The sequence below is a fragment of the Trujillonella humicola genome, assembly GCF_046233715.1.
Classification (GTDB): Bacteria; Actinomycetota; Actinomycetes; order Mycobacteriales; family Geodermatophilaceae; genus Trujillonella; species Trujillonella humicola.
This window is the reverse complement of record NZ_JBJNRJ010000006.1, coordinates 56,154-76,416: the sequence shown is the minus strand read 5'-3', so window position 1 is coordinate 76,416 and position 20,263 is coordinate 56,154. Positions and strand designations below refer to the sequence as shown.

The 20,263-nt window shown below is 74.6% G+C and carries 19 protein-coding genes; 11 read left to right on the top strand and 8 right to left on the bottom strand.

Going from position 1 to position 20,263, the window contains the following annotated elements:
- The first annotated feature begins 52 nt into the window (after positions 1 to 52).
- The 6 genes from ACK586_RS05280 to ACK586_RS05255 all read left to right on the top strand — a co-directional run bounded on the left by ACK586_RS05280 (position 53) and on the right by ACK586_RS05255 (position 7,128).
- A complete protein-coding gene (locus ACK586_RS05280) occupies positions 53 to 1,708 on the top strand; it encodes a protein kinase family protein (RefSeq protein WP_409329401.1) in 1,656 nt (551 codons plus the stop codon).
- A 41-nt stretch (positions 1,709 to 1,749) separates the two neighbouring features.
- Complete coding sequence (trxB, locus tag ACK586_RS05275; protein WP_425330369.1) at positions 1,750 to 2,775, top strand: thioredoxin-disulfide reductase; 1,026 nt, start codon at positions 1,750 to 1,752, stop codon at positions 2,773 to 2,775.
- Positions 2,776 to 2,907: 132 nt separating this feature from the next.
- Complete coding sequence (gene trxA, locus ACK586_RS05270) at positions 2,908 to 3,234, top strand: thioredoxin (RefSeq protein ID WP_097207487.1); 327 nt, start codon at positions 2,908 to 2,910, stop codon at positions 3,232 to 3,234.
- Positions 3,235 to 3,417: 183 nt separating this feature from the next.
- The gene (locus ACK586_RS05265) at positions 3,418 to 4,560 is read left to right on the top strand and encodes an N-acetylmuramoyl-L-alanine amidase (protein ID WP_409329400.1); all 1,143 of its coding nucleotides are present in this window, start codon (positions 3,418 to 3,420) and stop codon (positions 4,558 to 4,560) included.
- 166 nt (positions 4,561 to 4,726) lie between these two features.
- Positions 4,727 to 6,136, top strand: a complete 1,410-nt coding sequence (locus tag ACK586_RS05260) for an aminotransferase-like domain-containing protein (RefSeq protein WP_409329399.1) — start codon at positions 4,727 to 4,729, stop codon at positions 6,134 to 6,136.
- Positions 6,133 to 7,128 carry a D-alanine--D-alanine ligase family protein gene (locus tag ACK586_RS05255; RefSeq protein ID WP_409329398.1) on the top strand — a complete coding sequence of 332 codons (996 nt, stop codon included), beginning with the start codon at positions 6,133 to 6,135 and terminating at the stop codon, positions 7,126 to 7,128. The genes ACK586_RS05260 and ACK586_RS05255 overlap by 4 nt, the downstream gene beginning before the upstream one ends.
- A gap of 87 nt (positions 7,129 to 7,215) precedes the next feature.
- Here ACK586_RS05255 and ACK586_RS05250 read toward each other — a convergent pair whose 3' ends face one another.
- The 8 genes from ACK586_RS05250 to rpmH form a co-directional block, all read right to left on the bottom strand.
- Positions 7,216 to 8,259, bottom strand: a complete 1,044-nt coding sequence (locus ACK586_RS05250) for a ParB/RepB/Spo0J family partition protein (protein ID WP_409329397.1) — start codon at positions 8,257 to 8,259, stop codon at positions 7,216 to 7,218.
- Positions 8,256 to 9,353, bottom strand: coding sequence for a ParA family protein (locus ACK586_RS05245; protein ID WP_409329396.1), 1,098 nt, complete (start codon positions 9,351 to 9,353; stop codon positions 8,256 to 8,258). The genes ACK586_RS05250 and ACK586_RS05245 overlap by 4 nt, the downstream gene beginning before the upstream one ends.
- Before the next feature lie 89 nt (positions 9,354 to 9,442).
- Complete coding sequence (rsmG, locus tag ACK586_RS05240; protein WP_409329395.1) at positions 9,443 to 10,144, bottom strand: 16S rRNA (guanine(527)-N(7))-methyltransferase RsmG; 702 nt, start codon at positions 10,142 to 10,144, stop codon at positions 9,443 to 9,445.
- Positions 10,141 to 10,731 carry a Jag family protein gene (locus tag ACK586_RS05235; protein ID WP_409329394.1) on the bottom strand — a complete coding sequence of 197 codons (591 nt, stop codon included), beginning with the start codon at positions 10,729 to 10,731 and terminating at the stop codon, positions 10,141 to 10,143. The genes rsmG and ACK586_RS05235 overlap by 4 nt, the downstream gene beginning before the upstream one ends.
- A gap of 94 nt (positions 10,732 to 10,825) precedes the next feature.
- Positions 10,826 to 11,914, bottom strand: a complete 1,089-nt coding sequence (gene yidC / locus ACK586_RS05230; RefSeq protein ID WP_409329393.1) for a membrane protein insertase YidC — start codon at positions 11,912 to 11,914, stop codon at positions 10,826 to 10,828.
- Positions 11,907 to 12,293, bottom strand: coding sequence for a membrane protein insertion efficiency factor YidD (gene yidD / locus ACK586_RS05225; RefSeq protein ID WP_409329392.1), 387 nt, complete (start codon positions 12,291 to 12,293; stop codon positions 11,907 to 11,909). The genes yidC and yidD overlap by 8 nt, the downstream gene beginning before the upstream one ends.
- Positions 12,290 to 12,658: a ribonuclease P protein component gene (gene rnpA, locus ACK586_RS05220; RefSeq protein ID WP_409329391.1), complete on the bottom strand. Its 369-nt coding sequence runs from the start codon at positions 12,656 to 12,658 to the stop codon at positions 12,290 to 12,292. Before rnpA ends, yidD begins: the two co-directional genes overlap by 4 nt.
- A gap of 1 nt (position 12,659) precedes the next feature.
- A complete protein-coding gene (gene rpmH, locus ACK586_RS05215) occupies positions 12,660 to 12,797 on the bottom strand; it encodes a 50S ribosomal protein L34 (RefSeq protein WP_089305879.1) in 138 nt (45 codons plus the stop codon).
- A 693-nt stretch (positions 12,798 to 13,490) separates the two neighbouring features.
- Here rpmH and dnaA point away from each other — a divergent pair.
- From dnaA to ACK586_RS05190, 5 genes are all read left to right on the top strand, one after another.
- Positions 13,491 to 15,248 carry a chromosomal replication initiator protein DnaA gene (gene dnaA / locus ACK586_RS05210; RefSeq protein WP_409329390.1) on the top strand — a complete coding sequence of 586 codons (1,758 nt, stop codon included), beginning with the start codon at positions 13,491 to 13,493 and terminating at the stop codon, positions 15,246 to 15,248.
- Positions 15,249 to 16,256: 1,008 nt separating this feature from the next.
- A complete protein-coding gene (gene dnaN / locus ACK586_RS05205; RefSeq protein ID WP_409329389.1) occupies positions 16,257 to 17,420 on the top strand; it encodes a DNA polymerase III subunit beta in 1,164 nt (387 codons plus the stop codon).
- A gap of 145 nt (positions 17,421 to 17,565) precedes the next feature.
- Positions 17,566 to 18,501, top strand: a complete 936-nt coding sequence (gene gnd, locus ACK586_RS05200) for a phosphogluconate dehydrogenase (NAD(+)-dependent, decarboxylating) (protein WP_409329388.1) — start codon at positions 17,566 to 17,568, stop codon at positions 18,499 to 18,501.
- Between the two features lie 78 nt (positions 18,502 to 18,579).
- The gene (recF, locus tag ACK586_RS05195) at positions 18,580 to 19,734 is read left to right on the top strand and encodes a DNA replication/repair protein RecF (RefSeq protein WP_409329387.1); all 1,155 of its coding nucleotides are present in this window, start codon (positions 18,580 to 18,582) and stop codon (positions 19,732 to 19,734) included.
- Positions 19,731 to 20,231: a DciA family protein gene (locus tag ACK586_RS05190; protein ID WP_409329386.1), complete on the top strand. Its 501-nt coding sequence runs from the start codon at positions 19,731 to 19,733 to the stop codon at positions 20,229 to 20,231. Before recF ends, ACK586_RS05190 begins: the two co-directional genes overlap by 4 nt.
- The last annotated feature ends 32 nt before the right edge of the window (positions 20,232 to 20,263 follow it).

Sequence of the window (20,263 nt, the reverse complement as noted above, 5' to 3'; positions counted from 1 at the left end):
CGCTGCGGGGCGGGCGCACCGCGGACGACGAGTGGACGAGGGGGCTGCGGCGTTGACGTCCACCATCACCGGCCTGCCCGACCGTTACCGGCCGCTCGACGAGATCGGCCCGGAGGAGTCCACGCCGACCGGTGTCATCCGGTGCTGGCGCGCCCGCGACCGGGTGCTCAACCGCGACGTCGCCATCCGCGTGCACACCCCCGGCGGCCCGCCGGCGCGCGCCTGGATCGGTCGGGCCCTGACCGCCGGCGGGCTGGCCACACCCGCGCTGGCCATGGTGTACGACGCCGCGGAGGGCAGCGGAGCCGGCGAGGGGTCCGGCAGCGCCGCCTACGTCGTCAACGAGTGGATCGAGGGCAGGACGCTCGCCGAGCGGCTCGCCGACGGTCCCGTGCCCGAGCGGGAGGCGCGGACGGTCCTGCGCCGGCTGGCCGAGGGCGTGGCCGAGGCGCACCGGGTGGGCCTGGCCGTCGGCGGCATCACCCCCGACACGGTCGTGCTGCGCCCCAACGGCCTCGTCGGGCTGCGCGCCGTCCCCGCGGCCTCCGGGAGCATGGAGGGCGACATCGCGGCGCTCGGGGCGCTGCTCGAGTTCTGCCTCACCGGGCGGCAGGCCGGTCGGCCCGGCCCCGACGGCCGGCCCTCGCCGCCCCCCGTCATCCCGCAGCCCGACCTCGCGGCGCTGGTCCGCCGCACCCGCTCCACCGAGCCCGGCGCCGGCCTGTCCAGCGCCGCGGCCATGGCCGCCCTGCTCGCGCAGCCGCCGCGGCCCAGCCAGACGGCCCACCTGGTCCGCGAGCCCGAGGAGAGCGACAGCGGCTGGCTGCGCCGGCTCCGGGAGCGCCGCGACGACGACGGGTACGACGGGTACGACGGCACCCGGTACGACGACGACCGGGACGACGGCACCCGGGACGACGACACCCGGTACGGCGGCACCCGCGGTGCGCTGCCGCCGGTCCCCCCGTACGGGGACGAGCACCTGCGCCTCGACGCCGCCTTCGACGAGGACGAGGACGACCTGCGCGACGACGTCGGGGACGACGACGCCGCCGGGGAGGACCGGCCTTCCCGGCGCCGGCTCGTCGTGGTCGGTCTGCCGCTGCTCGCGCTGGCGATCGTCGTCCTGCTGGCCTGGTGGTTCGGGACCAACGTGCTCTCGGTCGCCGACTCCGTCGACCGGCCGGGCAGTTCCGCCCCGCCGGCGACCTCCGCCCCCGCGGAGCCCGCGGAGGAGGAGCCCCCGCCGCCCGGCGACGTCCCGGCGCCGACCATCGTCTCCGGCACGCTGTTCGACCCGCAGGGCGACGGGCAGCCGGAGAACCCCGACGACGTCCCGCTGTCCTTCGACGGCGACCCCGCCACCGCGTGGTCGACCGTCACCTACCGCGGCTCGGCCGCCTTCGGTGGGCTCAAGGACGGCATGGGCATCGTCTACGACCTCGGTGAGGACCAGGCGCTCGCCGCCGTCACGGTCACCACGACCACCCCGGGGATGACCGCGGAGGTGCGGGTCGGTGGCGGTCCCGACACCGGCCTCGCCGAGTGGCAGGTCGCGGCCTCCGGCACGATCGACGGCACGACGGACCTGGCCTTCGACGAGGCGGTCACCACGCGGTACCTCCTGGTGTGGGTGACCTCGCTGACCCCGGCCGACGGCGGGTTCTCCGCCGACATCGCCGAGGTCGCCCTCCGCCCCGCGGGCTGAGGGGACGACCGCGGGGGAATGCCCCCCTACCATCTGCCGTTGTGCCGCCCGTGACGAACGACCACCAGCCCACCCCCGGCCCCGCCGTCACCGGAGCGGAGGTCGAGAACCCGGCCATCCCGCCCGCGGAGCACGACGGTGTCCGCGACCTGATCATCATCGGATCGGGACCGGCCGGGTACACCGCGGCGATCTACGCGGCCCGGGCCAACCTGCACCCGCTGGTCTTCGAGGGGTCGCAGTTCGGCGGTGCCCTGATGACCACCACCGAGGTGGAGAACTTCCCCGGCTTCGCCGAGGGCGTGCAGGGCCCGCAGCTGATGGACGACATGCGCACCCAGGCCGAGCGCTTCGGCGCCGAGCTCGTCGCCCGCGACGTGACCCGCGTCGACCTCACCGCCTCCCCGAAGCTGGTCCAGGTCGGCGACCAGGAGTACCGGGCGCACGCGGTCATCGTCGCCACCGGATCCAAGTACCGGTACCTGGGCCTGGACAACGAGGCCCGCCTGCTGGGCCGCGGGGTGTCGGCCTGCGCCACCTGCGACGGCTTCTTCTTCCGCGACCAGGACATCGTCGTCGTGGGCGGCGGGGACTCGGCGATGGAGGAGGCCACCTTCCTCACCCGCTTCGCCAAGAGCGTGACCGTCGTCCACCGGCGGGAGGAGCTGCGCGCGTCGAAGATCATGCAGAAGCGGGCGCAGGACAACGAGAAGATCCGCTGGGCGCTGGGCAAGCAGGTCACCGACGTGCTCGGCGGGGACACCGTCGCCGCCGTGCAGCTGACCGACGTCCGCAGCGGGGACACCGAGGAGCTCCCCGTCGCCGGGATGTTCGTGGCCATCGGCCACGACCCGCGCAGCGAGTTGTTCGCCGGCCAGCTGAAGCTGGACGACGAGGGCTACGTGCAGGTCGAGCACCCGACCACCCGCACCAACATCGACGGCGTGTTCGCCTGCGGCGACGTCGTCGACCACATCTACCGCCAGGCCATCACCTCGGCCGGCACCGGCGCCGCCGCCGCGATCGACGCCGAGCGCTGGCTCGCCGAGACCTTCGACGAGCGGTAAGGACCCCTCCGCCCCCCCACCGCTCGCGAGCTCGCGGCGGGCCCCTGCGAGGGGCCGGGAACGGGCATACACGCACCACTGCGCTGGTTGGACCGACCAGCGACTCCGAGCGATCGAACAGGGAGAACGACCATGGCAGGCAACACCGTGACGGTGACCGACGCGAGCTTCGCCGACGACGTCCTGGGCAGCGACAAGCCCGTCCTCGTCGACTTCTGGGCGGAGTGGTGCGGGCCGTGCAAGATGGTCGCCCCGGTGCTCGAGGAGATCGCCGCCGAGCACGGCGACAAGCTCACGATCGCCAAGCTGAACATCGACGAGAACCCGCAGATCGCCCGCGACTACCAGGTCATGTCCATCCCGACGATGACCGTGTTCCAGGGCGGCAAGCCGGTCAAGAGCATCATCGGCGCCAAGCCCAAGGGCGCCATCCTGTCGGACCTGTCCGACTACATCTGACGAAGGACCCCGCTGCCCCCCACCGCTCGCGCACTCGCGGGGGGCGCTGCAGCGGGGCCGGGCGCAGGGCGTGACCTCGGGGCCCACCCGGCCACCCGGCCGGGTGGGCCCCGGCGCGTCCGGGTGCGCCCGGCGCACCCCCGACGGGCCGCCACCGGCGGCGAGGACGACAATCGGCGGACGATGGCGAGCAACGACGGCACCTTCCCCCTGCGCCCCGGGGACCGTGGCCCCGCCGTGGCCGACGTCCGGGCCGCGCTGCGCAGCCTCGAGCTGCTGCAGCCGCTCACCCCGGACGACGGCGGCGACGCGGTGTACGACGAGGCGACCGAGCTGGCGGTCCGCCACTTCCAGCAGGTCCGCGGGCTGAGCGTCGACGGACACGTCGGCGAGGAGACCTACCGGGCGCTGTCGGAGGCGCGCTGGTCGCTCGGCGACCGGCTGCTGCACCACGATCCCGAGCGCCCCATCCGCGGCGACGACGTCACCAACCTGCAGGAGCGCCTCCTCGAGCTGGGGTACGACGCCGGCCGCGCCGACGGCATCCTGGGACCGGAGACCGAGGCGGGACTGCGCGCGTTCCAGCGCGACTACGGGCTCACCGCCGACGGGACCTGCGGGCCGGCCACCCTGCGCGCGCTGCGGCAGCTCGGCCGCAAGGTCACCGGCGGCCGCCCGCAGCTGCTCCGGCAGAGCGCCTCCATGGTCGAGAGCGGCCCGCACCTCATCGGCCGCGTCATCGTCGTCGACCCCGGGCACGGCGGCGGGGAGACCGGGTTCACCGCGGGGGAGACCACCGAGGCCGACCTGGTCCTCGACCTCGCCTCCCGGATCGAGGGCCGGCTGGCCGCCGCCGGCGCCCGCGTGTACCTCACCCGCGGCCGCGGCCAGAACCCCACCGCGGCCGAGCGGACCGCGTTCGCCAATGACGCCCGCGCCGACCTCTTCCTCTCGCTGCACATGGACGCCCACGGCTCGGAGCACGCCCGGGGGGTGGCCAGCTACTACTACGGCACGGGCTCCGGCGCCTCCTCCACGGTCGGCGAGCAGTTCGCCCATTTGGTCCGGCGGGAGGTCGTGGCCCGCACGGGGCTGCTCGACCTCGGCGGCTACCCGAAGACGTGGGACCTGCTGCGGATGACCCGGATGCCGGCCGTCCGGCTGGACTGCGGCTACCTCTCCCACCCGGTCGACCGGCTGCTGCTGCTCGACGCCCGCCTGCGCGGCACGGTGGCCTCCGCCGTCCTCGCCGCCGTCCAGCGGCTCTTCCTCCCGGCCGAGGCCGATCCGCCCACCGGCACCTTCGTGCTGCCCCAGAAGGTGTAGGAGGACCGGAGGGGTCGGTCCCGATCGTGGACGGCACTCCGCTGGGGTGCACCGGTCGCAGGGGCTGGTCGCGGTGCGGTCCGGAGGACCGCGAGGTCGCAGGACCCGTCCGTCACATCTGCCGTGTCCGGTCAACGCGCCCGGGCGACGTCCCTACACTCGACGGGTGGCCACTCTCCCGCCCGGTGTGCCCCCGGGCCCCGGCGCGAACGCGCACTCGCACATCACCCCGCGCCACCCGCGGCTGGACCCCCTGGCCGACCGGTACGCAGCACGCACCCACGGCATGAAGACCTCGGAGATCCGCGCGCTGTTCTCCGTGGTCAGCCGGCCCGAGGTGGTCTCGCTGGCCGGCGGCATGCCCGCCGTGACCGCGCTGCCGCTCGACGCCGTCGGCTCCATGATCGGCGACCTGGTCAGCGGCATGGGTGCGCAGACGCTGCAGTACGGCTCCGGCCAGGGCGACCCGCGGCTGCGCGAGCGGATCTGCGACGTGATGGCGCTCGAGGGCATCACCGACGCCTCGCCCAGCGAGGTCGTGGTGACCGTCGGCTCGCAGCAGGGGCTGGACCTGGTGACCCGGGTCTTCTGCGACCCCGGCGACGTCGTCCTCGCCGAGGGCCCGTCGTACGTGGGCGCGCTCGGCGTCTTCCAGGCGGCCCAGGCCCGCGTGCGGCACGTCCCGATGGACGACGACGGCCTGATCCCCGAGGCGCTGGAGCAGGCGCTGCTGGCGTGCCGCGCGAACGGCGACCGGGTGAAGTTCCTCTACACGGTGCCGAACTACCACAACCCGGCCGGCGTGACGCTCTCCGAGCCGCGCCGCGAGGCGATCATGGACATCGCCGACCGCTACGACCTGCTGATCATCGAGGACAACCCCTACGGGCTGCTCGGCTTCGACCGGGAGCCGATGCGGGCGCTGCGGGCGCGCGACGCCCGCCGCGTCGTCTACCTCGGCTCGTTCAGCAAGACGTTCTCGCCCGGCCTGCGGGTCGGCTGGGTGCTGGCGCCGCTCGCCGTCCGCGAGAAGCTCGTGCTGGCCACCGAGGCGCAGGTGCTCTGCCCGCCCTCGCTCACCCAGTACGCGGTGGCCCGGTACCTCGACACCCAGCCCTGGCGCGAGCAGATCAAGCTGTTCACCGAGCTCTACCGCGAGCGGCGCGACGCCACGCTGGAGTCCCTCGCCGCGCTCATGCCGCGGGGGACCACCTGGACCCGCCCGGACGGCGGCTTCTACGTGTGGCTCAAGCTGCCGAACGGGCTGGACAGCAAGCTCATGCAGCCGCGCGCGGTCAACGCGCACGTCGCCTACGTGCCCGGCATCGGCTTCTACGCCGACGGGAGCGGGCGCGAGTACATGCGGCTGTCCTACTGCTACCCCGAGCCCGACCAGATTCGCGAGGGCGTGCGCCGGCTGGCCCGCGTCGTCGAGGCCGAGCTCGACCTGCACTCCACCTTCGACTCGGTCGACACCGGCTCCTTCCGCGCCGTTCCGAAGCCCGTGCCGGGGCACGAGGCGGAGAACATCGTCGGCCCGGCGAACAGCGACCACTACGAGGACGGCCGAGCATGACCGAGCCCGCGGCGGCGGCGACCGCCGACACCACCACGAGCCCTGACCCGCTGCGGGTCGTCGTCCTCGCCGGTGGGCTGACCTTCGAGCGGGAGGTCAGCCTCTCCTCGGGCACCCAGGTCGCCGAGGAGCTGACCCGGGCCGGGGTGGACGCCGAGGTGCGCGACGCCGACGCGGGGCTGCTGCCCGGGCTGGCCGCCTCGCCCGCCGACGCGGTCTTCATCGCCCTGCACGGCGCCACCGGGGAGGACGGATCGCTGCGCGCCGTCCTCGACCTGGCCGGCATCCCCTACGTCGGCTCGCCCGCCGCCGCCTGCCGGCTGGCCTGGGACAAGCCGGCCGCCAAGTCCGTGGTGCGGTCGGCCGGGGGGACGACGCCGGACTGGGTGGCGCTGCCGCACAGCACGTTCCGCGAGCTGGGGGCCGGTGCGGTCCTCGACCTCATCGTCGCCCGGTTGGGCCTGCCGCTCGTGGTCAAGCCGGCCTCGGGCGGCTCGTCGCTCGGCGTGCAGAAGGTCACCCGGGTCGAGGACCTGCCCGCCGCCATGGTCAGCTGCTTCGCCTACGGCGACACGGTGATGGTCGAGCGGTTCGTGGAGGGCACCGAGCTGGCGATCTCCGTGGTCGACCTGGGCGACGGGCCGCGGGCGCTGCCGGCGGTCGAGCTGGCCCCGGCGTCGGGCGTCTTCGACTACACCGCGCGGTACACCCCGGGCCTCACCGAGTACCACACGCCGGCGCGGATCCCGGACGACGTCGCGGCCCGCGCCGCCGATCTGGCCGTCACCGTGCACCGCGAGCTGGGCCTGGCCGACCTGTCGCGCACCGACGCCATCGTCGACGCCGAGGGCGCGATCCACTTCCTCGAGGTGAACGTGTCCCCCGGGCTGACGGAGACATCGATGTTCCCCATGGCGGTCGAGGCCGCCGGGCACGACCTGGGGGAGCTGCTCGCCGCACTGCTCGCCCGCCGGGCGCACACCGCCCGCTGAGGAAGGACCCCCCTGCCCCCCGCCACTCGCGAGCTCGCGGCGGGGCCCTGCAGGGGGGCCTTTCCAAGGTGACGAAAGGCGCGAGGCCTACGTATCGGTGCGGCGGCCCGTGATGTCCGGGGCCATGTGACCGATGATGCGCTGGAGGTCGTCGACCGACCCGAACTCGACGACGATCCGCCCCTTGGCCCGGCCGATCTGGATCTTCACCTTGGTCTCGAACGCGTCGGAGAGCCGGCCGGCGAGGTCCTCGACGCCGGGAGCCACGATCCGGCGGGCGCGCCGGGTCGCCGTCGGCTGCTCGGCCGCGGCGAGCGCGACCGCCTCCTCGGTGGCCCGGACCGACATGCCCTCGGCGACGATCCGGGCGGCCAGCGCCTCCTGCGCCTCCGGTTCGGCGAGGCCGAGCAGCGCCCGGGCGTGCCCGGCGGAGATCACCCCGGCGGCCACGCGGGTCTGCACCTTCACCGGGAGCTTGAGCAGCCGGATCGTGTTGGTGACCTGCGATCGGCTGCGGCCGATGCGCTGCGCCAGCTCCTCGTGGGTGGCCCCGAACTCCTCGAGCAGCTGCTGGTAGGCGGCGGCCTCCTCCAGCGGGTTCAGCTGGACGCGGTGGATGTTCTCCAGCAGGGCGTCGCGCAGCAGCGCGTCGTCCTCGGTGTCCCGGATGATCGCCGGGACGGTCTCCAGGTCGGCGGCGCGCGCGGCGCGCAGCCGCCGCTCGCCCATGATCAGCTCGTAGCCGACCCGGCCGTCCTCGAGGCTCCGCTCGCGGACGACGATCGGCTGGAGCAGCCCGAACTCGCGCACCGAGTGGGTGAGCTCCTCCAGCGCCTCGTCGTCGAACACCTGGCGCGGCTGCTTCGGGTTGGGGACGACGTCCCCGACGGCCACCTCGCGCAACTGCGCCCCGGGGACGCCGACGGTCTCCTCCACCTGCCGGGCCACGGTCTCGGCCACGCTGTCGGCGGCCTGCGCCGCCTTCGGCAGCAGCTGGACCGGCGGAGGGTCGGCCACGGGGGCCCCGACGGCCGGCTGGTCCACGGCCGCCGGCGCCGGCTGCTCCACGGGCGGTGCGCTCGTCGGGATGAGCGCCGCGAGGCCCCGGCCCAGACCGCCACGCTTGTTCATCGGGACTCCTCGGAGGACGGGGCCGGCGCGCTGCCGACGTCGACGGTGGCCGCATCGGTGCCGGGGAACGCGCGCGGCGGCAGCGGCGGGGGATAGGCGCCGCGTGCGCCGGAGGGTCGCCCGTCGACCTCGGGGGTCATGGCGACGCCGCGCTGGGCCAGCTCGCGGGCGGCGTCCACGTAGCTGGTGGACCCCCGGGAGCCGGGGTCGTAGGTCAGCACGGACTGGCCGTAGCCGGGAGCCTCGCTGACACGCACGTTGCGGGGGATGACCGTGGGGAGGACGAGGTCGCCGAAGTGGTTGCGGACCTCGTCGGCGACCTGGTCGGCGAGCTTGGTGCGGGCGTCGTACATCGTGAGCAGGATCGTGCGGACGGAGATCCCCGGGTTCAGGTGGGCCCGCACCAGCTCGATGTTGTTGAGCAGCTGGCCGAGGCCCTCCAGCGCGTAGTACTCGCACTGGATGGGGATGAGCACCTCGTCCCCGGCCACGAGCGCGTTGAGCGTGAGCAGCCCCAGCGAGGGCGGGCAGTCCACCAGGACGTAGTCCGGCCGCTCGTCCTCCGGAAGACCCTGCAGGTAGCCCTCGATCGCCCGGCGCAGCCGGTACTCGCGGGCGACGACCGAGACCAGCTCGATCTCCGCGCCGGCCAGGTCGATCGTCGCCGGCACGCAGCGCAGCTGCGGGCTGGCCGACGTCGGGTGGACCACCTCGGCCAGCTCCCGGTCACCGACCAGCGCGTCGTAGATCGACGGGGTGCCCACGCTGTGCTCGACACCGAGGGCGGTGCTCGCGTTGCCCTGCGGGTCGAGGTCGATGACGAGCACCCGCAACCCGTACAGGGCGAGGGCGACGCCGAGGTTGACCGTCGACGTGGTCTTCCCGACCCCGCCCTTCTGGTTGGCGATCGTGATGACCCGGATCCGGCCCGGCCGCGGGAAGGGATCCTGGTTGGCCGCGTGCAGCACACGGGTGGCGCGCAGCGCCTCCATGGCGATCGGGCTGTCGAACTCCTCGCCGGAGGGGGAGAACTGGGCCATGGCCGCCTGATCGGCGGCGAGACTGCTCCGCAGCCGCTGGCCCGGGTCGTTCATCGAGGTCCTTCCTGGGTCCGTTCCACGTGGAACACGCGCGTCCTCACGCTCCGCGTTCCACGTGGAACGGTCGGTCTGAGCGGACGGCCTCAGCGACGTCCGCGCGTCATCACCACCACGGTAGTGGCAGCCTCCCCCCACTCCACGCCGACGGCCCGCGGGTGGACGTCGCGCATTCCCGCGGCCTCGAGCTGGGGCAGCATCCGGGGGAGGTCCTCCAGTGCACGGGCGCCGACCAGGGCGACCAGCGCCGCCCCCGGGCGCAGCAACCCGCGGCACCAGGCGACCAGTCGCGGGAGAGGAGCGACGGCCCGAGCGGTCACGACGTCGACGGGTCCGACGGCAGCGACGACCGAGCGCTCCTCCGCCCGGCCCCGCACCACCCGCCAGGGCGCGCCGAGCTCGGCGACGGCCTCGGAGAGGAACTCCACCCGCCGGGCCATCGGCTCCACCAGCGTCAGGGTCACGTCCGGCCGGGCCAGGCCCAGCGGGATGCCAGGCAGGCCCGCTCCGCTGCCGACGTCGACCACCCTCGCCCCGTGCGGCACCGCCTCGGCGACCGCGGCGCTGTTGAGGACGTGGCGCTCCCACAGACGGGGAACCTCCCGCGGCCCGATCAGCCCCCGGGTGACCCCGTCACCGGCCAGCCGTGCCACGTAGGCCTGCGCGGAGGACAGCGCCCCGCCGAACACCGCGGCAGCGAGTTCCGGTGCCGGCGGGGGGGTGACCTCCGTGGCCGGTGGGGCGGCCGGGACCCGTGGGGCCGCCGCCCGCTGCTCTCCGCTGGTCACCTGTCGGGCAGGACCACGACCCGCCGGCCGGGCTCCTCACCCTCCGACTCGCTGCGCACCCCGGCGACCCCGGCGACGACGTCGTGCACGACCTTGCGCTCGAAGGGGTTCATCGGGGCCATCCGCTCGGGCTGCCGGCTCTGCGCCACGCGGCCCGCCGTCTCGGCGGCCAGCCTCGCCAGCTCCGCCCGCCGCTTCGCCCGGTACCCGCCGACGTCGAGCATGAGGCGGCTGCGGACACCGGTGGACTGGGCGACGGCCAGCCGCGTCAGCTCCTGCAGCGCCTCCAGGACGGCGCCGTCCCCGCCGATGAGGTCGTCGAGCTGACCTCCGACGATGGCCACCGAGGCCCGGTCGCCCTCCACGTCCAGGTCGATGTCCCCGTCGACGTCGAGGATGTCGAGCAGCCGCTCCAGGTAGTCACCGGCGACGTCGCCCTCGCGGACCAGGAGGTCGTCGGCCGGGTCGTCGGCGGGGTCGTCGGCGGGTTCCGCCGGCTCGACCAGGGCGTCGGCGTCGGCCGCGCCGGGGTCGGGCAGCTCGGTCTCGGCGGCGGTGTCCGTCGTCGAGGAGTTCGGGGCGCTCATGGGGTTCCTCCCTGTGGGTGCAGGCGGCCGGGGCATCCCCGGTGGTCTGTGCGCGGCGCCGGGTGCCGGCCCGCGGGCTCGGCGACCCCGTCGCTCAGCGGCGCTTGCGCTTGCCGCGGTTGGCCGGCGCGGCGCGCTCCCCGCCGCCGGCCGGGGCGCTCCCGGCACCGTCGACGCCCGCCCCCCCGGCGGCACTGCTGCCGGACGGCGCCGCACCGTTCCCGGTACCGGCCGCGGGCGTCCCCGCGTCACCCGCCGGAGGCGCCGCCGGCGACGCCACGGGCCGGCCCCCCTTGCCGCGGACCGGCTTGGCCCCCGGCTTCGGCGCCAGGGTCTTGGGGTCGACGGCGGGCTTCTCGGCTTCCTTCTTGGCCAGCGCGGCGGGCGAGCCCGGCGGGGGCATCTTGCGCAGGACGTAGAACTGCTGGCCCAGCGTCCACAGGTTGTTGGTGAACCAGTAGACGAGCACGCCGATCGGGAAGAAGAACCCGCTGACGAGCAGACCGAGCGGCATGCCGTACAGCAGCAGCTTCTGGATCATCGCGGCCTGGCCCTCGACCGGGCCCGAGCGCCGCATGATCTGCTTCTGCGTGAAGAACGTCGTCACGCACATGATCACGATCAGGATGAACGCGACGACCCGGATGTTGGTGTAGCTGACCCCCGCGATGGCGAGGATCGCCTCCTCCTTCTCCCCGGTCATGTTGAACTGGGAGGAGATCGGCGCGCCGAACAGCTGAGCCCGGGCGGCCTGGTCGGTGAGGTCGTCGGTCCAGGAGTAGAGGCCCTCCGCCTCGGGCGCCAGCCGGCGGAGCACGTGGAACAGCGCGAAGAAGACGGGGATCTGCGGCAGGATCGGCAGGCAGCCGGCCAGCGGGTTGACCCCGCGCTCCTTGAAGAGCTGCTGCTGCGCCTGCGCCATGCCCTGACGGTCGCTGCCGTACTGCTTGCGGAGCCTCTGCATCTCCGGCTGGAGCTCCTGCATCGCCCGCTGCGACTTGATCTGCTTGACGAACAGCGGGAACAGCACGATCCGGATCGTGACGACGAGGAACACGATCGCGAGCACCCACGTCAGGCCGCCCAGCGCGCTCTCGGCCGCGGGGTCCCCGAAGGCCCAGTTCCACAGCGAGTGCCACCGCGCCATGACCCACGAGATGGCGGTATAGAACCAGTCAAGCAACGCGGGCCTCCTGCTGCGCTGACCGGCCGTGGGCCGGCGGGGACGTCGGGTCGCGGCGCGACCGCTCGGGTTCGGCGACGGGCGCCGGCGCGGGCACCGCCCTGCCCGACGCAGCGTCGGGCGCGGGGGTTCCGCCGCCGCGCCGCGGCGGCACCGGGTCGTAGCCGCCGGGGTGCCAGGGAGCGCACTTCAGCAGGCGGCGCAGCGCCAGCCACGACCCCCGGCCCGCACCGTGCACGGCGACGGCCTCGGCGGCGTAGGCACTGCAGGTGGGTGCGAAGCGGCAGCGCGGGGGGAGGGCCGGGCTGACCGCTCGCGCGTAGAAGCCGATGACGGCGAGCAGGAGCCGGGCGACCGGACCCCGGCGCGGCGGGCTCATCGGGCGCGGGCCCGCGGACCCAGCACGCGGTCGAGGCCGGACACGAGATCGGCCCGCAGCCGCGCGGAGGGCGCGTCGGCCGCCTCCGGCCGGGCGCGCACCACGAGGTCGGCGGTGCCGGGGAGCCGGTGCAGCTCCTCGCGCACCACCGCGCGCAGCCGCCGCGTCACCCGGTGCCGGACGACGGAGTTCCCCACCGCCCTGCCCACGACGAAGCCCGCCCGGGGGCCGGCCGTTCCCGGCTCGGGCCCCGGGCGTTCGGGGAGGAGGTGGAGCACCATGGTCGGCCGCCCGGCACGCCGACCCGACCGGACGACCGCGGTGAACTCCGGACGCCGGCGCAGGCGGGCCTGCGCGGGCAACACGTCAGGCGGAGAGCTTCTCGCGACCCTTGCGCCGACGGCCGGCGATGATCGCCCGGCCCGCGCGGGTGCGCATACGCAGCCGGAAGCCGTGGGTCTTGGACCGACGACGGTTGTTCGGCTGGAACGTGCGCTTGCTCACGGAGTACTCCCACTACACGACAGAGGCGGTGCCCACCCGCCGGTGGGCGGGGAGGCGCGGGGCGACACTGGGACGGCGGCAGCCGCACCCGGGTGCCCCCCGGAAGCTGGTCGACCACGGCGACCCCCGGTGCACACCGGCGCGCGGGCGCGCCGAGGTGCCGCGGACCGGCCACGGACTCCGACCAGCATAGCCGAGGACGGCGACCGGCCGGGCGCCCGGGCGAGCCCGACTCGCCAGGTTCCCCCACCGGTGTGCCCGGAGCGCGACGACGCGCCGCAGCCGGCGGCACGACACGCCCGGCGACGCGCCGACGGAGGGGCCGGCCGTCGTTGCCCGCCTGTGGACGGGGCTGTTAGCGTCGCCGCTGCTCCGGCCCGGTCCCCGGTCCGGCTGCACGGGGCCGGACCATCGGCCCGCCGCCCGCCACCCCCCGCTCCGTCCGAGCCTCTTCTCCGTCCTGACCTGCGAGACGGCGTGCCGGCGGCTCCGTTCCCGCGGAACCGCCGACCGTCCCCTCCCTGTCGTGCACAGCCTGTGGACACCGGTGTGGAACGGTGGTGTCCGGATGTCCACAGCTCGGGTCCCCGGGGGAGGACCGGCCGCCGGCGGAGGACGCGGCGCACCGGAGCCCACGGCGCACCGGGTCGCGGGGGCGGCAGCCGGACGACACAGCTGGAGGAGGACGCGGCCATGGCCGACGCCACGGTGGACCTGGCCACCGTCTGGGACCAGATCCGCGGGCGGCTGGCCGCCAGCCTGTCCCCCCAGCAGAACGCGATGCTCAACCTCACGCGGCCGCTGGGACTGTTCGAGGACACGATGGTGCTCGCCGCGCCGAACGGGTTCACCCAGGCGGTGCTGGAGTCCCGGATGCGCCGGGTGCTCGCCGAGGCGCTGTCCCAGCAGCTCGGCCGCGACATCCGCGTCGCCGTCCAGCTGGAGGACGCGCCCGCCGACACCGGCCGCGAGGCGGAGGCGGAGGAGCTGCCGACCCGCCGGCCGTGGTCTGCCGCCGAGACGTCCCGGCTCGAGGAGGACCAGCAGACCCGGGACCGCGCCGACGACGGGCGCAGCGCCTTCGGGGTGCGCAGCGACGCGCCACCCGCGTGGGAACGCGACGGCGCCCCCGCCCCGTGGGCCGGCGAGCCGGCGGCCCCCGCCTGGGAGCGCGAGGTCCCGCCGCCGCCCGCCGAGGTGGCACCGGGTCCCCCGCCGGTCCGGCGCCGCCGTGCCGCCGAGCGGGACTGGGGCGGCGGTGACGAGGCCGCCGTCCTCCCGTTCGACGTCGACGAGCCGGCCGGCCTCCCGGGGGAGGGCCCCGCCGAGGAGGCCGCCGGCCGCGGTCGCCGGCAGGCGCGGGGCGGCGGCGAGGCCGTGGCCCTGTTCGGCAACGACCGGCGGGCCACCGGCTCGGACCCGGGGCTGAACCCGAAGTACGTCTTCGACAGCTTCGTCATCGGCAACAGCAACCGGTTCGCCCACGCCGCGGCGGTCGCCGTCGCCGAGGCACCGGCGCGCGCCTACAACCCGCTGTTCATCTACGGCGACTCCGGGCTGGGCAAGACACACCTGCTGCACGCGATCGGGCACTACGCGGCGCGGATGTTCCCCAACGTGCGGGTGCGCTACGTGAGCACCGAGGAGTTCACCAACGAGTTCATCAACCTGGTGCACTCCGGGCGGGCCGAGGAGTTCCGCCGGCGCTTCCGCGACATCGACTTCCTGCTGATCGACGACATCCAGTTCCTCGAGCGGGCCGAGCGCACGCAGGAGGAGTTCTTCCACACCTTCAACACGCTGCACAACGCCAGCAAGCAGATCGTCATCACCTCCGACCGCGCGCCGAAGAAGCTGACGACGCTGGAGGACCGGCTGCGGACCCGCTTCGAGTGGGGGCTGATCACCGACGTCCAGGCACCGGACCTGGAGACCCGCATCGCGATCCTGCGCAAGAAGGCCTACGGCGAGCGGCTGCAGGTGCCCGACCCGGTGCTGGAGTTCATCGCCAGCAAGGTGCAGACCAACATCCGCGAGCTCGAGGGCGCGCTGATCCGCGTCACCGCATTCGCCAGCCTCAACAAGCAGCAGGTCGACCTGCCCCTGGCCGAGCTCGTGCTCAAGGACCTGATCAGCGACGAGCAGGGACCGCAGATCACCGCGGCCATCATCATGGCCGCGACCGCCGAGTACTTCTCCGTGACGATGGAGGAGCTGCAGGGCTCCAACCGCAGCCGCACGCTGGTCAACGCGCGGCAGATCGCGATGTACCTGTGCCGCGAGCTCACCGAGCTGTCGCTGCCGCGGATCGGCGCCTCCTTCGGCGGCAAGGACCACACCACGGTCATGCACGCCGTCAAGAAGATCACCAACCTGATGAGCGAGCGGCGCGCCACGTACACGCAGGTCACGGAGCTGACCGCCCGCATCAAGAGCCGCGCCCGGTCCTGAGCGGGGACCCGGTCCTGAGTGATCTGCGGTCCTCCGGACCGCACCGTCGTGACATCGCGGTCCTCCGGACCGCACCGTCGTGACATCGCGGTCCTCCGGACCGCACCGCGGCCAGGTGCCGTCCCCGGGTGCCGCTGAGCCGTTGCCCGTGTCCCGGTCGGGAGGTCCTCCGGACCCCCGCGACCGGTTCACTCCTGCTGCCTTCCGTCCCCTGTGACCAAGGTCCGTCCCCGTGCTCCTGCGAACCGCCGTCACCCTTGACCTCTCTCCTTCCACAGGGAGAGGGACGCGGGTGCGAGGTCATCGGCCGCCTGGCGGGCGGTCATCGGCGGTCGCGGGGCGGTGAGCTCGGTCGACAGGTCGATCAGTTGTCCCCAGGGATGTGCACAGGTTGGGGAATCCCGGCCGGGACGGTGTGCGCTCACCCGTCCGGGGGACACCGGACCCGCCGTCGCGGCCCGCCTGTCCACCGGGGTGGATAAGCCTGTTGACCAGCGGCTTCGTCATCCGCTCGTCACCTGGCGAACGCCTCCGGTCCACCTCCCGCCGGCCGGTGCGGGGACGACCTGGGGACAGGACGTGGGCAGCGAGGGGACAGGTCGTGGACGACGGCGGGGAGACGTTGACGACGGCTGCGTTGTCCACGTGTCGACACGGGGAGCGCGCCGGCCACGCACACCGCACCCACATGTCGACTCGGGGGCTGACCTGCGCGGACGACCTCGATCCCCAGGTTCCACACCAGTGATGACGAGGATGAGGGAGTTCTCTCGAGGAGTTCTCGAACCACACTCTGGGTGGGGACGGCCCGCTGGCAGGGCCTCGCGGGCCGTACCGCAGCAGGAGATCAGGGGCCACTGACGGTTCCCGCCGACCCCCGATCGCGCGACGGCGGTTTCCCCCCGACCCGGTGCGCACGGCACGATGGGGGACCGCACCCCGGTCCGGCGTCCCCGCCGGGTACCGCGGTGGCACCGCAGCGGACGACGAGCAGGGGTGGATCAGGTCATGGAGTTCCGGGTGGCGCGAGAGGTGCTCTCCGATGCCGTCGCGTGGACGGCGCGCAGCCTGCCGCCCCGGCCGTCGGTGCCGGTGCTCGCCGGGATCCTGCTCGAGGTCGACGGCAGCCAGCTGTCCGTCTCCGGCTTCGACTACGAGGTCTCGGCCCGCGCGGAGGTCGACGTCCAGGCCGGTGAGAGCGGGCGCACGCTGGTGCCGGGCCGGCTGCTGGCCGAGATCACGCGGGCCCTGCCGCCGCACCCGGTCGACGTGCGCGCCGAGGGTCCCCGGCTGGCCATCACCTGCGGCAACGCGCGATTCAGCCTGCCGACGCTGCCGGTGGAGGACTACCCCTCCCTGCCGGCCATGCCCTCGTCCGCGGGCGTCGTGGACAGCGACGTCTTCGCCGAGGCGGTCGGCCAGGTCGCCGTCGCCGCCGGCCGCGACGACACGCTGCCGATGCTCACCGGCGTCCGGCTGGAGATCGACGACGACCGGGTGACGCTGGCCGCCACCGACCGCTACCGGCTGGCCGTGCGCGAGTTCGCCTGGCGCCCGGAGGCCCCCGGGCTCTCGGCCGCCGTCCTCGTGCCGGCCCGCACGCTCGCCGATGCGGCCAAGACGCTGACCAGCGGTCCGGAGATCGTCGTCTCGCTGTCCTCCAGCGGAGCCGGCGAGGGGATCCTGGGGCTGTCGGGCAAGGACCGGCAGACCACGACCCGGCTGCTCGACGCGGAGTTCGTGAAGTACCGGGCGATCATGCCGACCGAGTCGCACGCCCACGCGACGCTGCCCGTGGGCCTGTTCACCGACGCCGCCAAGCGCGTGGCCCTGGTCGCCGAGCGGGGGACGCCGTTGCGCTGCGAGTTCACCCCCGGGCAGGTCACCCTCCGCGCCGGCGGCACCGACGACGAGGGGCAGGCCGAGGAGCGCTGCGACGTCGAGTTCGAGGGCGAGTCCCTGACCATCGGCTTCAACCCGTCGTTCCTGCTCGACGGCCTCGCCGCCGTGCACACCCCGCGCGCCCGGATGGACTTCACCAGTCCGCTGAAGCCGGCCGTGCTCTCCGGGGTGGCCGAGCCGTCCGCCGGCGAGGAGGAGGCCGCCGCCCGCCCGGCCGAGCAGGGCGCCGACTACCGCTACCTGATCATGCCGGTGCGCCTGCCCGGCTGAGCCGCCGCGCGCCCGGCCGCCGGTCCGGGCAGCCTGGCAGGTGTCCCGGGCGGCCGGCCCGGGCACCGGGCACCCCGGGGCACCTGCGCACCGTCGCGCGGGCCCGGCCTGACAACGGTCGACCGCGACAGGAAGGACTGCAGCCGTGCAGCTGGGGTTGGTGGGACTGGGCAAGATGGGCGGCAACATGGCGGAGCGGATCCGCCGGGCCGGGCACGAGGTCGTCGGCTACGACCGGCACTCGGAGAAGCGGGACGTGACCAGCCTCGAGGATCTGGTCGGTGCCCTGCAGGCGCCGCGCGTCGTGTGGGTGATGGTGCCGGCGGGCGAGGCGACGCGGTCGACGGTCAAGGCCCTGTCCGAGCTGCTGGAGGACGGCGACGTGATCGTCGACGGCGGCAACTCGAAGTACACCGACGACCAGGTGCACGACGTCATGTGCCGCGAGAAGGGCATCGGCTACATCGACGCCGGCGTCTCCGGCGGCGTGTGGGGCCTGGACAACGGCTACGCCCTGATGGTCGGCGGCACCAAGGAGGACGTCGCCAAGGTCCAGCCGGTCTTCGACGCCCTCAAGCCGCCGTCCCCGCAGGACGAGTCCGGCCAGCCCATGCCCGGGGACGCGGGCTTCGTGCACGCCGGGCCGGTGGGCGCCGGGCACTTCAGCAAGATGGTCCACAACGGCATCGAGTACGCGCTCATGCAGGCCTACGGCGAGGGGTACGAGCTGCTCGAGGCCGTCGACCTCGTCGAGGACGTGCCGGGGGTCATCAAGTCCTGGACCCAGGGCACGGTCATCCGCTCCTGGCTGCTCGACCTGCTGGTCCGCGCGCTGGAGGAGGACCCGGCGCTCGAGCGGATCCGCGGGTACGCCGAGGACTCCGGCGAGGGCCGGTGGACCGTGGAGCAGGCCATCGAGAACGCCGTCCCCATGCCGACGATCGCCGCGTCGCTGTTCGCGCGCTTCTCCTCGCGCCAGGAGGACTCGCCGACCATGAAGGCCGTCGCCGCGCTGCGCAACCAGTTCGGCGGGCACGCGGTGCAGGCGGTGCAGGCCCAGGAGGTCGAGCGCCCCGCGTGAGCACCGTCCCCCCGTCTCCCGCGCCACCTCCCGCCAAAATGGCCATTTTGGCGGGAGGTCGGGCGGCCTGAGGTGTACGTGCGGCACCTGCAGCTGGGGTCGTTCCGCAACTGGGACCGGGTCGACCTCGCGCTGGGTCCGGGACCCACGGTGTTCGTCGGCCGCAACGGCGAGGGCAAGACCAACCTCGTCGAGGCGGTCGGCTACCTGGCCACGATGAGCAGCCACCGGGTCGCCTCCGATGCCCCGCTGGTCCGGCACGGCGCGCAGCAGGCGGTCGTGCGGGCCGCGCTGCGCCGGGAGGACCGGGAGCTGCTGGTCGAGATCGAGATCAACCCGGGCCGGGCCAACCGGGTCCGGGTCAACCGGGCGCCGCTGCCGCGGCCGCGGGAGCTGCTCGGGCTGGTCAAGACGGTCCTCTTCGCGCCGGAGGACCTGGTGCTCGTGCGCGGCGACCCCTCCGACCGCCGCCGCTTCCTCGACGACCTGCTGGTCAGCCGCACCCCGCGGCTGGCCGGCGTCCGCAGCGACTACGAGCGGGTGCTCAAGCAGCGCAACGCCCTGCTCAAGACCGCCCGGCTCGCGCGCGGTGGAGCGCTGGCGACCCTCGACGTCTGGGACGGGCACCTGGTCGACCTGGGCAGCCAGCTGCTGAGCGCGCGGCTGCGGCTGGTGGCCGACCTCGTCCCGCACGTCACCGCGGCGCACGCGCAGGTGGCCGGGCCGGAGGCGCCCGTCGCCGGGCTCGGCTACACGAGCACGGTCCCGCTGGCCGGTGACGGCACGCCGATGTCCGCCGGGACGCCGCTGCCCGACGTCGCCGAGCTGGCCGGCGCCCTGCGCGCGCGGGTGGCCGAGCGCCGGCAGGAGGAGGTCGACCGCGGCATGACCCTGGTCGGCCCGCACCGCGACGACCTGGTCATCGCGCTGGGACCGGTCCCGGCCAAGGGGTACGCCAGCCACGGGGAGTCCTGGTCGCTGGCGCTGGCGCTCAAGCTGGCCTGCCTGGCGCTCTTCCGGGCCGACGGCGAGGAGCCGATCCTGGTGCTCGACGACGTCTTCGCGACCCTCGACACCGACCGGCGGGCCGCGCTGGCCGCCGTCGCCCGCACGGCGGAGCAGACGCTGATCACCGCGGCCGTGCTCGACGACGTCCCGGCCGAGCTGCGCGGCACGCGGGTGCAGGTCGCCGGCGGCGCCGCGTTCGTGGTCGAGGAGGAGGGGGTCCCGTGACCGAGGAGCGGCCCGGCCGGCCCAGCGACGTGGCCCGGGCGGCGCTGGAGGCCGCGCGCGCCGCGGCAGCCGCCCGCCCGCAGCCGACCCGCCGGCGGATCGCCGGCCCGCGGCGGCGGTGGACCCCGGCGGGGCCCAGCGCCGACGACCCCCAGCCGCTGGGCCGGCTGGTCGACTCGCTGGTCAGCGACCAGGACTGGACGGCGCACACCCGGGTGGGGACGGTCTTCGGCCGGTGGGACGCGCTGGTCGGGCCCGACATCGCCGCGCACTGCCGGCCGCAGTCGCTGAGCGAGGGCGAGCTGCTCGTCGTCGCGGAGTCGACCGCGTGGGCGACCCAGCTGCGGCTGCTGGCGCCGACGATCCTGGGGAAGCTGCGGGCGGGGGTCGGCGGGGACGTCGTCACCCGGTTGCGCGTTGTCGGACCGACGGCCCCCAGCTGGAAGAAGGGCCCGCGGTCGGTCCGCGGGCGGGGCCCGCGGGACACGTACGGATAGGAGCCGCGACGCGAGCGGCTCCGGGAGGACGG

Coding starts and splice junctions, on each gene's coding strand:
- trxA (WP_097207487.1), top strand. CDS start 2,908: ATGGCAGGCAACACCGTGACGGTGACCGACGCGAGCTTCGCCGACGAC.
- ACK586_RS05265 (WP_409329400.1), top strand. CDS start 3,418: ATGGCGAGCAACGACGGCACCTTCCCCCTGCGCCCCGGGGACCGTGGC.
- ACK586_RS05255 (WP_409329398.1), top strand. CDS start 6,133: ATGACCGAGCCCGCGGCGGCGGCGACCGCCGACACCACCACGAGCCCT.
- ACK586_RS05250 (WP_409329397.1), bottom strand. CDS start 8,259: ATGAACAAGCGTGGCGGTCTGGGCCGGGGCCTCGCGGCGCTCATCCCG.
- ACK586_RS05245 (WP_409329396.1), bottom strand. CDS start 9,353: ATGAACGACCCGGGCCAGCGGCTGCGGAGCAGTCTCGCCGCCGATCAG.
- ACK586_RS05235 (WP_409329394.1), bottom strand. CDS start 10,731: ATGAGCGCCCCGAACTCCTCGACGACGGACACCGCCGCCGAGACCGAG.
- yidD (WP_409329392.1), bottom strand. CDS start 12,293: ATGAGCCCGCCGCGCCGGGGTCCGGTCGCCCGGCTCCTGCTCGCCGTC.
- dnaA (WP_409329390.1), top strand. CDS start 13,491: ATGGCCGACGCCACGGTGGACCTGGCCACCGTCTGGGACCAGATCCGC.
- dnaN (WP_409329389.1), top strand. CDS start 16,257: ATGGAGTTCCGGGTGGCGCGAGAGGTGCTCTCCGATGCCGTCGCGTGG.